Genomic DNA, 13,905 nt, shown 5'->3' with positions numbered 1-13,905 from the left:
CACCAGGGGGTCCCGTGTCAGGCGTGATCACGGGCGGGGCGGCGGATCGTCGTGCAGGATCAGCTGGAAGAGGTGGTGGTCGCGCCAGGCGCCGTCGATGTGGAGGAGGCGGGGCGCGGTCCCGATCCGCACGAAGCCCGCCTTGGCGAGGACCCGTTGCGAGGCGTGGTTGTCGAGCAGCGTGCCCGCCTCGACCCGGTGCAGCCCCAGCTCGTCGCGGGCCGCCCGGCAGACCTCGGCGGTGAGCGCGGAGGCGAGGCCGCGGCCCTGGTACGCGTGGTCGACCCAGTAGCCGAGGGAGCCGCTGCGCAGCGGCCCGAGGGCGATGCCGGAGAGGGTGGCGACGCCGACGATCGCGTCCCCTTCGACGGCGAACCACCGCCGTCCGCCGTCGGCGATCCGCTCGGCCTGTCCCTCGACGGTGTAGTACCGCTCGGCCCGGTACGGCTCCCAGGGCTTCAGGAACGCGCGGTTGCGCACGACGGCGTCGGCGAGGGCCGCGGCGTCGTCGTCCCGGGCGGCGCGGATGCGTATCGGCTCACCAGTCACCCCGGCACGATAGCCCTCGCCGGGGTGACGGCCGTACGACCGCGAGGGCCGTCCGTACGGGACCGGGCCCGGCGGGTCCGTACGGGACCGGGCCCGCCCGTCAGTCGGCGTACTTGTCGTCCGTCGTCGGGTCGAGCGACAGGCGGTAGCCGCGCTTCACCACCGTCTGGATCAGCTTCGGCGTGCCGAGCGCCGTCCGCAGCCGCGCCATCGCCGTCTCCACGGCGTGCTCGTCCCGCCCCGCCCCCGGCAGCGCCCGCAGCAGGTCGGCGCGGGAGACGACCCAGCCGGGCCGCCGGGTGAGGAGCCCGAGGAGGGCCATGCCGGCCGGCGGCACGGGCCGCAGGGCGCCGTCGACGAGGACGGCGTGCCCGCGGACCTCGACCCGGTGCCCGGCGACGGGCAGGACCTGGGAGCGGGCGGGCAGTTCGGAGCAGAGCAGCTGGACGAGCGGGCCGAGCCGGAAGCGTTCGGGCTGGTACGTGTCGATGCCCTCGGCCCGTAGTGGGAGGGCGGTGACGGGCCCGACGCAGACGGCCAGCACGTCGTGGCGCAGGGCCTCGACGAGCCGGTCCCGCACCCCCCGCTCCGCCGCCCGGGAGAAGAGGGAGACGGCGGCCGGGGCGCTGGTGAAGGTGACGGCGTCGACGGTCCCGGCGAGCGTGGCGTCGAGCAGCCGGTCGAGGGGCCCGAGGTCCTCGGGGGGCATCCAGCGGTAGACGGGGACGCCGAGGACCTCGGCCCCGCCGGCGGTGAGCGCCTCGACGAAGCCGGGGAGCGGTTCGCCGTGCAGCTGGAGGGCGATCCGCCGTCCCTCCACGCCCTCGGCGAGGAGCCGGTCGAGGACTTCGGCCATGGATTCGGACGAGGGGGACCAGGTCTCGGTGAGCCCGGCGGCCCGGACGGCTCCCTTCACCTTCGGGCCGCGGGCGAGGAGTTCGACGCCCCGCAGGACGTCGAGGAGTTCCTGTCCGCAGCCCCAGCCCTCGGCGGCCTCGACCCAGCCCCGGAAGCCGATCGCCGTGGTGGCGACGACGACGTCGGGGGCCCGGCCGATGATCTCCTTGGTGGCGGCGAGGAGTTCGGTGTCGTCCGCGAGGGGCACGATCCGCAGGGCGGGCCCGTGGACGACGGCGGCGCCGCGCCGGCGCAGCAGCGCGATGAGTTCGTCGGCGCGCCGAGCCGCGGTGACGCCGACCGTGAAACCGGCCAGGGGGCCGTGGTTCTCGTCCATGGGACCAGAGCCTGACGCCGCCGCGTGACGGTCCGGGTTCACGCGTATTTCCTGGTCGTTACGGTCCGCGCCGCCCATGGTGGATCAGACCTGCGCGTATCCGGGCCGGGTCTCCGGCTCCTCGGCGCCCTCGGCGGTGTCGGGCACGGCGGTGGGCTGCCGAAGGTATACCGCCCAGGTGACGAGCATGCAGGCCGCGTAGAAGGCGAGGAAGGCGACGAAGGCGCCCGTACCGCTGCCGACGGTGAGGAAGGACTGGCGGAAGGCGAGGTTGATGCCGAGGCCGCCGAGGGCGCCGACCGCGCCGATGAGGCCCATGGAGGCGCCGGACAGTCGCCGCCCGTAGGACTCCGCGGCTTCTCCCGAGAGGCCCTTGCGGTGCCCCTGGGCGAGGAAGATCGCGGGGATCATCTTGTAGGTGGAGCCGTTGCCGAGGCCGCTGAGGACGAAGAGGGCGATGAAGCCGACGAGGAAGACGGCGAGGGACTCGGTCATCGAGGCGTGGATGACGACGCCGGTGGCGAGGGCCATGGCGGCGAAGGTGGCGAGGGTGATGCGGGCGCCGCCGTGCCGGTCGGCGAGGGAGCCGCCGACGGGCCGGATGAGGGAGCCGAGGAGGGGCCCGATGAAGGTGAGCGAGGCGGCCTGGAGCGGGGTGCGGCCGAACTGGGTCTGGAGGACGAGTCCGAAGGCGAAGCTGTAGCCGATGAAGGAGCCGAAGGTGCCGATGTAGAGGAAGGCCATGATCCAGGTGTGGCGGGCCTTCACGGCGTCCTTGACGGCGCCGGTGTCGTTCCTGACGGGCGCGAGGTTGTCCATGAACAGCGCCGAGCAGACGGCGGCGATCACGATGAGCGGCAGGTAGACGCCGAGCACGATCCGCGGGTGCACGGCCCCGGCGGTGCCGATGACGAGGAGCCCGACGAGCTGGACGACGGGTACGCCGATGTTGCCGCCGCCCGCGTTGAGGCCGAGGGCCCACCCCTTCTTCCGGAGCGGGAAGAAGGCGTTGATGTTGGTCATGGAGGAGGCGAAGTTGCCGCCGCCGACGCCGGTGAGCGCGGCCACCAGGACGAAGGTGGTGTACGAGGTGCCGGGCTCCATCACCGCGAACGCGACGCCCGTCGGCAGGAGGAGCAGGAGGGCGCTGAGGACCGTCCAGTTGCGGCCGCCGAAGCGGGCGACGGCGAAGGTGTACGGGATGCGGATGAGCGCGCCGACGAAGGTGGCCGTGGCGATCAGGAAGAACTTGCCGGCCGGGTCGATGCCGTACTGCGGGCCCATGAAGAGGACCATGACCGACCAGAGGCTCCAGATGGAGAAGCCGATGTGCTCGGAGAAGACGGAGAAGAGGAGGTTCCTCTTCGCGATCCGTTCTCCCCCTTCGCGCCAGAAGGTCTCGTCCTCCGGCTCCCACCGTTCGATCCAGCGACCACCCATCTCGCACCTCCACGACGTCGGAACCCTGATGCACCCGACGGTAGGAAAGCCGCGTTTCAGGGCGGTGCCCTGAGGTGTCGGGGACGGAACCTTGCTCTCACCCGGCGGTCGAGCTTCCTGTGAGCGGTGGTGGGGCGGGACGCTCCTGGGGGAGACCCGGTTCGCCGTCGGGGAGCCAGGAGGCGGGCGGGTGCGGGTGACCGCGTTCCGCCGCGGCGATCTCGGCGGCGGCGGTGCGCAGGGCGTCCAGGGCGGGGTGGCGCAGTCCCTTGCGCCACACGAGGCTCACGGGTGACAGCGGGACGGGGTCGACGAGCGGGCGCAGGACGCACTCCGGCATCGGCGGGAAGCCGACGACCGCGAGGACGGGGTGGCGGTGTTTGGCCATGATCCGCCGGAACTCCTCGTGGCCGACGGCGAGCGGGGCCGGCGGGGAGACCTCGATGCCGCGGCCTTCGAAGAGCCGCCGGGCGAGGTCGGTCCACTCGACGGTGCGGTCGTTCCCGGCCCCGGCGTAGACGCTCTCGCCCGCGAGCGCGGCGAGCGGCACCTCGGGAAGCCCGGCGAGCGGGTGGTCCTCGGGCAGGATCACGGCCATCGGTTCGTACCGGACGAACTGCGCGTCGAGCCGCGCGCGCAGTGCCGGGACCAGACCGCCGTACCGGCCGAAGGAGGCGTCGAGCCGCCCGGCGAGGATCTCGCGGGCCGCGCCCGTGAGGCCGGACTCGAAGCGGGCCATCAGCTCCTGGTCGGGGGCGAGTTCGCGGGCCCTGCGCAGGATGCGGTCCTGGACGAGGCCGGGGGTGTTGAGGTCGACGAGAAGGGGCCGGGCGGCGGCGCGGAAGGCGTCGGTGAGCTCGTCGTGGGCGGCGAGGACGCGTCGCGCGTACGGGAGGAGCCGCTCCCCCTCGGGGGTGAGGGCGACCTGCCGGGTGGTCCGTACGAACAGCTCGGCGCCCAGCTCGCGCTCCAGGCGCCGGACGTCCCGGCTGAGCGCCTGCTGGGCGACGAAGAGGCGGGCGGCGGCGCGGGTGAAGTGCAGCTCCTCCGCGACGGCGGTGAAGGACCGCAGGAGGCGGGGGTCGATGTCGTGCGGCGAGGCCATCCGCGCATTCAACAACACAGGTGCGTGAATGGCCACCGATCAGGTGTTGGACGGTGTCGGGCCGCTCCCGTGAGGCTTGCTCCATGCCGCAACAGGACCTCACCCTCACCCCGGCGGGCCCCGCCCTGGCTCCCCGCTACCGCGACGCGGCCCGCCCGGCCGCCCGGCCCCTCACCGTCCGTCCCGTCTCCCCCCGTCCCCTCTCCCCCGCTCCGACCGTCGCCTCCGCCCGGTCCGCCCGGTCCGCCAATCCGTACCTGCGGCTCTTCGCCCTTCCCGGGACCCGGGCCTTCACGGCCGGCAACCTGATCGCCCGGCTGCCCATGGGGATGTTCGGCGTCAGCTCCGTGATCATGATCGCCGGGGCGCACGACTCGTACGCCCTGGCCGGCGCCGTCGGCGCGGCCGGTCTCGTCGTCGGCTCGCTCACCGCGCCCTGGATCGCCCGGCTCGTCGACCGGTACGGCCAGGCCAGGGTCGCCGTCCCCGCCACGCTGTACGCGGTCCTCGGCCAGCTGCTCCTGGTGCTCTGCGTCCGCGCCGGGGCGCCCGTCTGGACGCTCTTCGCGACGGTCATGGCCACCGCCACGCTCCCCAACACCGGCGGCATGTCCCGCGCCCGCTGGGCCCACCTCCTCAAGGGGGACGCGGCGGCCCTGCACACCGCCAACGCCTTCGAGCAGGCCGCCGACGAACTCTGCTTCATGCTCGGCCCGATGCTCGCCGCGCTGCTCTGCTCGGCGCTCTTCCCGGAGGCCGGCACGCTCGTCGCCGCCACCCTCCTGCTGACCGGCGTGCTGCTCTTCGCGGCCCAGCGCTCCACGGAGCCGCCCGTCGCCCCCCGTACGGCCGCGGGCTCCCCGCTCCACGCGCCCGGCATGGTGCCGCTCCTCGCGGTCTTCCTGGCCACCGGGGCGATCTTCGGCTCCATGGAGGTCGTCGCCCTGGCGTTCGTGGACGGTCCCGTCGCGGGCCCCGTCCTCGCCCTGCAGGCCGCGGGCTCGTGCGCCGCCGGACTGCTCTACGGCCGCGCCCGCCGCACCGCCCGGCTGCGGACGTGCCTGGCGGCGATGACCGTCCTGATGGCGATGCCGTTCCTCGCGGCCACGACCGGCTCCCTGCTCGCCCTGGCGGCCGGGCTCCTGCTGGCGGGCATGGCGACGGCCCCGACGATGGTCACGGGCATGGGCCTGGTGCAGCGCCTCACCCCGCCGTCGCAGCTCAACGAGGGCATGACGCTCGCGGTGACCGCCCTCCTCGCGGGCATCGCGGTGGGCTCGGCCTCCGGCGGCTGGGCGGCCGACCACGCCCCCTTCCCCGCCTTCGGGTTCCTGCTCCCGGTGACGGCCGCGGCGGTGGCGCTCGCCCTGTGCGCGGCGACCGGCGTGGGCCGCGGCCCCCGGGCATGACAGAGGCCCGGCGGTCGCGAACGACCACCGGGCCTCTGCCCACATGGGATGAGTGGAGATGGCGGGAATCGAACCCGCGTCCAACGGTGCGGAACCAGGGCTTCTCCGTGTGCAGTCTGGTACGAGTTTCTCAGCCCTCCGGATCACCCAGACAAGTCCGGAACGGGCTCAGTCACTGTTTGATTTCCCTCTGGGCCCCGTGACCGGGCTCAGAGGTTTAGATCCCTTGATGATGCCAGGATCCGGGTCGGGATCACCCCCGGGCTGACACTTCGCAAGTCGCTACTTAGGCAGCGAGGGCGAAGGAATCGCGCTTGGTGTTGGCGATTATTGGTTTCGGCGCGTGGTTAACGAGATCATTGCCGCTTCCTCGACACGCTTCCCCTGCTTCGACATCCGCTGTCGAAACCGATCATCCCCATGTTGATTTTTCAATGCACGCACCCTCTGTGAGGTGCGTGGCCCATCGTACGTGACCAACGGCGGGCGTTGCCAGCGCATTCCCGGGGGTTCCCCCGGCGTCCCCGCCGAGTCCCCGCAGAGACACCGCGGCGGCTACCCGAGCTGGGCCGCCCGCTGCCGCCGCTTCGCCGCCGAGATGGCCCGCTGCGTCTCGCGCGTGTCCTGCTTCTCCCGCAGGGTCTGCCGCTTGTCGTACTCCTTCTTGCCCTTGGCGAGCGCGATCTCGCACTTCACCCGGCCGTTCAGGAAGTACAGCGCGAGGGGCACGATCGTGTGGCCCGTCTCCTGCGACTTCGACTCCAGCTTGTCGATCTCGGCCCGGTGGAGCAGCAGCTTCCGCTTCCGCTTCGCGTGGTGGTTGGTCCAGCTGCCCTGCATGTACTCGGGCACGTGGATGTTGTGCAGCCACGCCTCGTGGCCGTCGATCTGGACGAAGCCGTCCACCAGCGACGCGCGGCCCATGCGCAGCGACTTCACCTCGGTGCCCATGAGCACCACACCGCACTCGTAGGTGTCGAGGATGTGGTAGTCGTGGCGCGCCTTCTTGTTCTGAGCGATGAGCTTGCGCTCGGGCGCCTTGTCCTGGCTCTTCTTCTGGGCAGGCTTGCCCTGCACGTTCACGAGTCCCTTTGCCATAGTGCGCTCATTTTCGCACTACGAGCCCCCTCCGAGGCCACTCAATACCGTCCGGGCCCGCTCCTCGGCCCGCTCCCCCGCCGCCAGGTCCGGGGTGATGCCCCGCCCGTCGACGGCGTGACCGGCCGGGGTGCGGTAGTGGCCGACGGTCAGCTCGGCGACGGAGCCGTCCGGCAGTGGGCTCGGCATCTGCACCGAGCCCTTGCCGAAGGTGCGCGTCCCGACGGTGACGGCCCGGCCCCGGTCCTGGAGGGCGCCGGTGAGCAGCTCGGCCGCGCTCATGGTGCCGCCGTCGATCAGCGCGACCAGCGGCCTTCCGGTGTCGCCGCCCCCGTCCGCGTACACCGCCCGCTGTTCGCCCTCGACGTCGTACGTGGCGACCAGGCCGCCGTCCAGGAAGGCGGAGGCGGCCTCGGCGGCCTCGGTGACGAGCCCGCCGGAGTTGCCGCGCAGGTCGAGGAGGACCCCCGCGCCGGCCGGGGCGGTCCGTACGGCTTCCTTGACGCGGGCGCCCGCGCCCTTGGTGAACGCGGCGACGCGGATGAGGACGGTGTCGTCGTCGAGGCGGCGGACGGTGACCGGGTCGGTGGCGAGGCGGGCCCGGCGCACGGTCTCGGTCCAGGCGGCGCGGCCGCGCTCGACGCCGAGGACGACGGTGGAGCCGGGGACGCCGTCGCCGCGCAGGAGGGAGACCACCTCGGAGACGGAGAGCCCGTCGGTGGAGCGGCCGTCGACGGAGACGAGCCGGTCGCCGACCCGGAGCCCGGCGCGGTCGGCGGGGCCGTCGGAGCGCAGCCGGGTCACCCGGACGGGGCCGGCGCCGGAGCGGCCCGCGGAGAGGCCGACGCCGGTGTAGGCGCCGTCGAGGGCCTGCTCGAACTCGGCGTACTCCTTCTTGTCGTACACCGCGCCCCAGCGGTCGCCGCTGCGGCTGACGAACTCCTCGGCGGCCTCGGTGCCGGACTTCCCGTCGGCGATGGCCGCGGCGGCGGCGCGGTTCAGGGCCGCGCGGTCCACGGTCGGGGGGCGGTCGGCGGCCGGCCGCTCCGCGCCCGCGGGCTCCTGCCGGGGCAGTGAGCCGGTGGCCGCCGCGGTGGCGAGGACTCCGGAGAAGACCAACGTCAGAACGGCCCCACGGAGGACTCCGCGGGGCCGGAGACAGAGAGGTGTCGGGCCGGTCGGCATGCGCCCACTCTAGGACAAAAGAGGGGCGCCGCACGGGCTTTGGCCGCACGACGCCCCTCGATGCCAGGGTGTCTTTCTCACACCTTCAGGTACTTGCGCAGCGCTATGAACGCGGCCACGGCCGGCATGAGGAGGCCGATGACGAGGACGAGCGGCAGCACGGTGAAGACGGCGTCCCAGCCGATGAAGTTGACCAGCTGCATCTTGTCGGCGAGCGCCAGGCCGTGGTCGATGAGGAAGTACCGGCCGACCAGCAGCAGCACGCAGGCGACCGCGCCGCCGAGGAGTCCGGCGAAGGCGGCCTCCATGATGAACGGCATCTGGATGTAGAAGCTGGAGGCGCCGACGAGCCGCATGATGCCGGTCTCGCGGCGGCGGCTGAAGGCCGAGACGCGGACGGTGTTCACGATCAGCATCAGCGCGATGACCAGCATGAGCGCCATGACGCCGAAGGCGGCGATCCGCATGCCGTCCATCAGGTCGAAGAGGTTCTGCAGGATGCCCCGCTGGTCCTGGACCGACTCGACGCCGTCGCGGCCGGCGAAGGCGGTGGCGACGACCTGGTACTTCTCGGGGTTCTTGAGCTTGACCCGGAACGACTCCTGCATCTGGTCCGGCGTGATGACGGACGCGATGGCCGTGTCGCTGTACTGCTCCTTGTAGTGCGCGAACGCCTCGTCGGCCGTCTCGTGGTGGACGGTCTCGACGATGTCCATCTTCTCCAGATCGGTTTTGATCTGTTCCTTCTGCTGCTCCGTGACGGCGCCCTTGGCGCACTTGGTGCCGCCGGCCGCGTCCGTCTTGTTGCAGAGGAAGATGGAGACGTTGACCTTGTCGTACCAGTAGTCCTTCATCGTGTTGACCTGCTCGCGCATGAGCAGGGCCCCGCCGAACAGGGCGAGCGAGAGGGCCACGGAGACGATGACGGCGAAGGTCATCGTGAGGTTGCGCCGGAGGCCGACGCCGATCTCGGAGAGCACGAACTGAGCGCGCATGGTGTTCTGGATCCCCCGCCGTCAGTGCTGGTAGCCGTAGACGCCGCGCGCCTGGTCGCGGACGAGGCGGCCCTTCTCCAGCTCGATGACGCGCTTGCGCATCTGGTCGACGATGTTCTGGTCGTGGGTCGCCATGACGACGGTGGTCCCTGTCCTGTTGATGCGGTCGAGCAGCTTCATGATGCCGACGGAGGTCTGCGGGTCGAGGTTGCCGGTGGGCTCGTCGGCGATCAGCAGCATCGGGCGGTTGACGAAGGCGCGGGCGATGGCCACGCGCTGCTGCTCACCGCCGGACAGCTCGCCCGGCATGCGGTCCTCCTTGCCGCCGAGGCCGACGAGGTCGAGGACCTGCGGCACGGCCTTGCGGATCTCGCCGCGCGGCTTGCCGATGACCTCCTGGGCGAAGGCCACGTTCTCGGCGACGGTCTTGTTGGGCAGCAGGCGGAAGTCCTGGAAGACGGTGCCCAGTTGACGCCGCATCTGCGGCACCTTCCAGTTGGAGAGCCGGGCGAGGTCCTTGCCGAGGACGTGGACCTGCCCCTGGCTGGCGCGCTCCTCGCGCAGGAGCAGGCGCAGGAAGGTCGACTTTCCGGAGCCGGAGGAACCGACGAGGAAGACGAACTCCCCCTTCTCGATCTCCAGGGAGACGTCCCGGAGCGCGGGGCGGCTCTGCTTCGGATAGGACTTGGAGACGTTGTCGAATCGGATCACGGATGCACCACGGTCGGCCGGGAGTAGGTGTGCGTGACCTTACGCGAACGGGGATGGCCCGTGCAGTCGCGGTCCCGTCTTGCGTGCTTTATCCTTTTCGCCCCTCGGGGCGGAACGGTGGCGATCCGGTGGGGCGCGCCGAAACGCCGCGAAGCTGGCACAGTGGTAGGGGGAACGTCCGGATCGTGCCGGACGTTGTCCTGGTGTGTATCCCTGTGCGGGAGGAGGAACGCGCATGACCTACGACCGACTGGTGTGCGCCAACTGCGCGGCACCGGTCGCCGAGGGCCGCTGCCCCGTCTGCCGCGCGAACCGGGAGCGGATGACCCCCCAGGGGTTGTCCCCCTCGATGCTGCTGACGCTCGCGGTCGCCCTGCTGGCGGCGATCGCCCTGCTCGCGGCCGTGCAGACGGCCTGACGAACGGCGTGCGCGAGGCCGCACGAGCCGGAGACACACGAAGGGCCGGGGAGCGTGCTCCCCGGCCCTTCGGCATGCGCGTGCGCTCAACGGCGCGGGTCCGTCGGGTGCGGGCCCTTCGGGCCCGGACGCGTCAGGCGCGGGCGCCTCAGGCGGCGGTGCGACCGCCGGCGACGACGCGCGGCAGCAGGCGGAAGCCGATGCCGCCCGCGATCATGGTCGCGGCGCCGATGACCAGGAACGAGGTCTCGGCCGCACCGGTCTCGGCGAGCTCCTCCTTGGCCTGGCCCTGCTGCACGGGCTGCGAGCCGGCGTTGTTGGTGTCGGTGTTGTTGTTGCCGGTCTCGACGCACTCGGCGCCGTCGAGGTCGACGGTGCAGGTGCCGGGCTCGTCGCCACCGTTGGTGTCGGTGCCGTTGTCGTCCGTGCCGGGCTGGGTGGTCTCACCCGGGGCCGGCGGGGTGGTCTCGCCGGTGCTCGGCGGGGTGGTCTCGCCGGTGCCCGGCGGGGTGGTCTCGACCGGCGGGGTGGTCTCGACCGGCGGGGTCGTGACCGGCGGCGTGGTGACCGGCGGAGTCGTCACGGGCGGGGTCGTGACCGGCGGGGTCGTGACCGGCGGCGTGGTGACCGGCGGGGTCGTGACCGGCGGCGTGGTGACCGGCGGCTCGGTGGTCGGCGGCGGCGTGGTGACCGGCGGCTCCGTGGTGGGAGGCGGCGTGGTCTCGCACCCGGTGTCGCCGGGGATGCACGTGGGAACCGGCGTGGGGTCGTTGTCCCCGAACGCGCCCACGGCCTGCGCGGCACCCGCCGCGGTGAGCGACGCACCGGCGGCGATCACCGCACCTGCGGCGACGCGCGCGATACGGACTCGCATCTGCTTCGTCATCTGGCTGCTACCCCCAGTAGCTCAATTCGTCATGGGGCAGCGCTCGGGGCCCCGCGCAGCAGGGGCGACGCTCGACTGGGTCGGCCCCCGTTCACACGCGCCCCAGAATTGCGCATGCCAGTACGCCACCCTTCCGAGTTTCCGATGACGCGTCAAGGTCGTTGCGCGTGCGATGCCCGAAAGATCACGACTTGCCTGCCATGCGGGGATGCAACTGTGACGTAAACCCTGAACTCCGGGGCCTGTGAAGGCAGTTCCCTTGTCGACAAAGCGCCCGGACGGCGTTCGTTCCGCTTGCGGCAGCGAATGCGACGGGCCCCGCACCGAGGGGTGCGGAGCCCGGGCCGTACGCGGACGCGCCGTCGCGCGCGCCTACTTCTCCGTCTGCTTGCGCCAGCGGATGCCGGCCTCGAGGAAGCCGTCGATCTCTCCGTCGAGGACCGCCTGCGGGTTGCCGACCTCGAACTCCGTACGGAGGTCCTTGACCATCTGGTACGGGTGGAGGACGTACGACCGCATCTGGTTGCCCCACGAGCTGCCGCCGTCGCCCTTGAGCGCGTCCATCCTGGCGCGCTCCTCCTGGCGCTGGCGCTCCAGCAGCTTGGCCTGCAGGACGTTCATGGCGCTCGCCTTGTTCTGGATCTGCGAGCGCTCGTTCTGGCAGGAGACGACGATGCCGGTCGGGATGTGGGTGATGCGCACAGCCGAGTCGGTCGTGTTGACGCCCTGGCCGCCGGGGCCGGAGGCCCGGTAGACGTCGACGCGCAGGTCGGACTCGTCGATCTCGACGTGGTCGGACTGCTCGACGACCGGGAGGACCTCGACGCCCGCGAAGGACGTCTGGCGGCGGCCCTGGTTGTCGAAGGGGGAGATGCGGACCAGGCGGTGGGTGCCCTGCTCCACGGAGAGCGTGCCGTAGGCGTACGGGGCCTTCACCACGAAGGTGGTCGACTTGATGCCGGCCTCTTCCGCGTACGAGGTCTCGTAGACCTCGGTCGGGTAGCCGTGGCGCTCCGCCCAGCGCAGGTACATGCGCTGGAGCCGCTCGGCGAAGTCGGAGGCGTCGACGCCACCGGCCTCGGCGCGGATGTTGACCAGCGCCTCGCGCTCGTCGTACTCGCCGGAGAGGAGGGTGCGGACCTCCATCTCGTCGAGCGCCTTGCGGACGGAGGCCAGCTCCGCCTCGGCCTCGGCGAGGGTGTCCGCGTCGTCCATCTCCTCGGCGAGCTCGAAGAGCACCCCGAGGTCGTCGATGCGGCCGCGCAGGGCCTCGGCCTTGCGGACCTCGGCCTGGAGGTGCGAAAGCTTGCTCGTGATCTTCTGCGCCGCCTCCGGGTCGTCCCACAGGGACGGGGCCGCGGCCTGCTCTTCGAGCACGGCGATGTCGGCCCTCAGCTTCTCGAGGTCCAGGACGGCCTCGATCGACCCCATGGTCGAGGAGAGGGACTTCAGCTCTTCGGATACATCGACGACTGCCACGCGTCCAGCGTAACGGCTCGCGGCCGGGGACCGAACCTACGGCTGGGACGGCTGGGACGACTGCTTGGAGTCCTGGGGCGGCGCGTCCTCGTCCCCGGAGGCCGCGAGGTAGCCGCCCGCGCCCAGCGCGCCGGCGACCACGAGGGCCACCACGCCGAACGCGATGCGGCGCTTGCGGACCGTGCCCGCCCTGTTGCGGGCGGAGCCGGGGCGGCGGGCACCGGCGGTGCGGGGCGCGCGGGCGGTGCCGAGCGGCCCGCCGGAGAGCTCGTCGGGGGCCGGGACCCGCATGGAGGTGTGGGTGTCCCGGTGGGAGTCGGCGGAGGCGCCCGGCACGAGCGGGACGGCGGCCCGGCGCGGCGCGGGCTCGCCCGCCCCGGAACCGGTCCCGGCGCCCGTCGCGGTGGCGTACGCCTCGTCCTCGTACGACTCCTGGGGCGCGGGTTCCGCGTCGGGTTCGTCCACGTCCAGTGGCGGGATGCCCTTGAGCATCGGCAGGACGTCCCGGAGGCGGGTGCCGAGCTCGGAGGCGCGCAGCCGGGAGGCCGGGGCCTTCGCCAGGCACTGGACGACCAGCTGCCACAGCTCCTCGGGGATGCCGGGCAGCGGGACGACGGTCTCGGTGACGTGGCGGCGCAGGACGGCGCCCGGGTGGCCGCCGCCGAACGGGGTGAAGCCGGCGAGCAGCTCGTACAGGACGGTCGCGAGGGCGTAGATGTCGACGGCGGCGCGGGGCGGCAGGCCCTCGACGATCTCGGGGGCGAGGTAGTCGGGGGTGCCGATGATCCGGGTGGCCTTGGTGCGCCCGGGGGTGTCGATCAGCTTGGCGACGCCGAAGTCGGTGAGGAGGGCGGGGTGGGCGCCGCCGGGGCCGAGCGGTCCCTCCATGTCGAGGAGGATGTTCTCGGGCTTGACGTCACGGTGGACGACCCCGGCCGCGTGCGCGGCGGCGAGGGCGTCGGCGACGTCGGCGACGATCGCGACGGCGGCCTCGGGGGCGAGCCTGCGCTCGCGGTCGAGGCGGGTGCGCAGGTCGGTGCCGCGGACGAGGTCCATGACGAGGGCCAGGTCGTTGCCGTCGACGACGAGGTCGCGGACCTTGACCACCCGGGGGTGGTCGAGGCCGAGCAGGGCGGTCCGCTCCTGGACGAAGCGGCCGACGAGCTCCTGGTCGGAGGCCAGGTCCTCGCGCAGCAGTTTGACGGCGACGGGCCCCTCGGGGCCCTCGCCGAGCCACACCGTTCCGGCGCTGCCCCGTCCGAGGATCTGGTGGGCGGTGTAGCGGCTGCCGATGTTCCGTGCCAAGACTGCTCCCTCAGCGGCTGCGGTTCGCGTCAAAGTTACGCGTCCACGGCCGCCGGACGTCACTCCCGAGGGGAATTCACCCCTCGGAAGT

At 72.3% G+C, this 13,905-nt stretch carries 13 protein-coding genes and 1 other RNA gene; 2 read left to right on the top strand and 12 right to left on the bottom strand.

Going from position 1 to position 13,905, the window contains the following annotated elements; genetic code table 11:
* Positions 1–27: 27 nt before the first annotated feature.
* From ACWDVG_RS13675 to ACWDVG_RS13660, 4 genes are all read right to left on the bottom strand, one after another.
* Positions 28–549, bottom strand: coding sequence for a GNAT family N-acetyltransferase (locus tag ACWDVG_RS13675; protein WP_451699291.1), 522 nt, complete (start codon positions 547–549; stop codon positions 28–30).
* A gap of 100 nt (positions 550–649) precedes the next feature.
* Positions 650–1,783: a uroporphyrinogen-III synthase gene (locus ACWDVG_RS13670; protein WP_451699289.1), complete on the bottom strand. Its 1,134-nt coding sequence runs from the start codon at positions 1,781–1,783 to the stop codon at positions 650–652.
* Positions 1,784–1,867: 84 nt separating this feature from the next.
* Positions 1,868–3,223, bottom strand: coding sequence for a nitrate/nitrite transporter (locus ACWDVG_RS13665; RefSeq protein ID WP_451699287.1), 1,356 nt, complete (start codon positions 3,221–3,223; stop codon positions 1,868–1,870).
* A gap of 97 nt (positions 3,224–3,320) precedes the next feature.
* The gene (locus ACWDVG_RS13660; RefSeq protein WP_451699285.1) at positions 3,321–4,328 is read right to left on the bottom strand and encodes a LysR family transcriptional regulator; all 1,008 of its coding nucleotides are present in this window, start codon (positions 4,326–4,328) and stop codon (positions 3,321–3,323) included.
* 83 nt (positions 4,329–4,411) lie between these two features.
* Here ACWDVG_RS13660 and ACWDVG_RS13655 point away from each other — a divergent pair, with 83 nt between their 5' ends.
* Positions 4,412–5,737 carry an MFS transporter gene (locus tag ACWDVG_RS13655; protein WP_451699283.1) on the top strand — a complete coding sequence of 442 codons (1,326 nt, stop codon included), beginning with the start codon at positions 4,412–4,414 and terminating at the stop codon, positions 5,735–5,737.
* A gap of 50 nt (positions 5,738–5,787) precedes the next feature.
* Here ACWDVG_RS13655 and ssrA read toward each other — a convergent pair.
* From ssrA to ftsE, 5 genes are all read right to left on the bottom strand, one after another.
* Positions 5,788–6,157, bottom strand: a transfer-messenger RNA (tmRNA) gene (gene ssrA / locus ACWDVG_RS13650).
* Between the two features lie 135 nt (positions 6,158–6,292).
* On the bottom strand, positions 6,293–6,835 hold the full coding sequence (smpB, locus tag ACWDVG_RS13645) for an SsrA-binding protein SmpB (protein WP_451699281.1): 543 nt from the start codon (positions 6,833–6,835) through the stop codon (positions 6,293–6,295).
* 18 nt (positions 6,836–6,853) lie between these two features.
* Positions 6,854–8,020, bottom strand: a complete 1,167-nt coding sequence (locus tag ACWDVG_RS13640) for a S41 family peptidase (protein ID WP_451699279.1) — start codon at positions 8,018–8,020, stop codon at positions 6,854–6,856.
* A gap of 77 nt (positions 8,021–8,097) precedes the next feature.
* Positions 8,098–9,015: a permease-like cell division protein FtsX gene (ftsX, locus tag ACWDVG_RS13635; RefSeq protein WP_451699277.1), complete on the bottom strand. Its 918-nt coding sequence runs from the start codon at positions 9,013–9,015 to the stop codon at positions 8,098–8,100.
* Between the two features lie 21 nt (positions 9,016–9,036).
* Positions 9,037–9,726, bottom strand: coding sequence for a cell division ATP-binding protein FtsE (gene ftsE, locus ACWDVG_RS13630; RefSeq protein ID WP_030692056.1), 690 nt, complete (start codon positions 9,724–9,726; stop codon positions 9,037–9,039).
* A 235-nt stretch (positions 9,727–9,961) separates the two neighbouring features.
* Here ftsE and ACWDVG_RS13625 point away from each other — a divergent pair, with 235 nt between their 5' ends.
* Positions 9,962–10,144 (top strand): hypothetical protein, encoded by a 183-nt coding sequence (locus ACWDVG_RS13625; RefSeq protein WP_451699275.1) that lies wholly within the window; start codon positions 9,962–9,964, stop codon positions 10,142–10,144.
* A gap of 148 nt (positions 10,145–10,292) precedes the next feature.
* Here the strand turns inward: ACWDVG_RS13625 and ACWDVG_RS13620 are convergent, their stop codons facing one another.
* The 3 genes from ACWDVG_RS13620 to ACWDVG_RS13610 all read right to left on the bottom strand — a co-directional run bounded on the left by ACWDVG_RS13620 (position 10,293) and on the right by ACWDVG_RS13610 (position 13,814).
* A complete protein-coding gene (locus tag ACWDVG_RS13620; RefSeq protein WP_451699273.1) occupies positions 10,293–11,030 on the bottom strand; it encodes an LPXTG cell wall anchor domain-containing protein in 738 nt (245 codons plus the stop codon).
* Positions 11,031–11,402: 372 nt separating this feature from the next.
* Positions 11,403–12,509, bottom strand: a complete 1,107-nt coding sequence (gene prfB, locus ACWDVG_RS13615) for a peptide chain release factor 2 (RefSeq protein ID WP_451699271.1) — start codon at positions 12,507–12,509, stop codon at positions 11,403–11,405.
* Between the two features lie 36 nt (positions 12,510–12,545).
* Positions 12,546–13,814 (bottom strand): serine/threonine-protein kinase, encoded by a 1,269-nt coding sequence (locus ACWDVG_RS13610; protein WP_451699269.1) that lies wholly within the window; start codon positions 13,812–13,814, stop codon positions 12,546–12,548.
* Positions 13,815–13,905 lie beyond the last annotated feature (91 nt).

It is taken from the genome of Streptomyces sp. NPDC003327 (assembly GCF_053589515.1).
The sequence above is the reverse complement of the archived record's forward strand: the minus strand, read 5'-3'. Positions and strand labels throughout refer to the sequence as shown.

What these genes read in the sequence shown, in the direction of transcription:
- ACWDVG_RS13625 (WP_451699275.1), top strand. Translation starts at nt 9,962, where the DNA reads ATGACCTACGACCGACTGGTGTGCGCCAACTGCGCGGCACCGGTCGCC.
- ACWDVG_RS13655 (WP_451699283.1), top strand. Translation starts at nt 4,412, where the DNA reads ATGCCGCAACAGGACCTCACCCTCACCCCGGCGGGCCCCGCCCTGGCT.
- ACWDVG_RS13665 (WP_451699287.1), bottom strand. Translation starts at nt 3,223, where the DNA reads ATGGGTGGTCGCTGGATCGAACGGTGGGAGCCGGAGGACGAGACCTTC.
- ACWDVG_RS13640 (WP_451699279.1), bottom strand. Translation starts at nt 8,020, where the DNA reads ATGCCGACCGGCCCGACACCTCTCTGTCTCCGGCCCCGCGGAGTCCTC.
- ACWDVG_RS13670 (WP_451699289.1), bottom strand. Translation starts at nt 1,783, where the DNA reads ATGGACGAGAACCACGGCCCCCTGGCCGGTTTCACGGTCGGCGTCACC.
- ACWDVG_RS13660 (WP_451699285.1), bottom strand. Translation starts at nt 4,328, where the DNA reads ATGGCCTCGCCGCACGACATCGACCCCCGCCTCCTGCGGTCCTTCACC.
- ACWDVG_RS13620 (WP_451699273.1), bottom strand. Translation starts at nt 11,030, where the DNA reads ATGACGAAGCAGATGCGAGTCCGTATCGCGCGCGTCGCCGCAGGTGCG.
- ftsX (WP_451699277.1), bottom strand. Translation starts at nt 9,015, where the DNA reads ATGCGCGCTCAGTTCGTGCTCTCCGAGATCGGCGTCGGCCTCCGGCGC.
- smpB (WP_451699281.1), bottom strand. Translation starts at nt 6,835, where the DNA reads ATGGCAAAGGGACTCGTGAACGTGCAGGGCAAGCCTGCCCAGAAGAAG.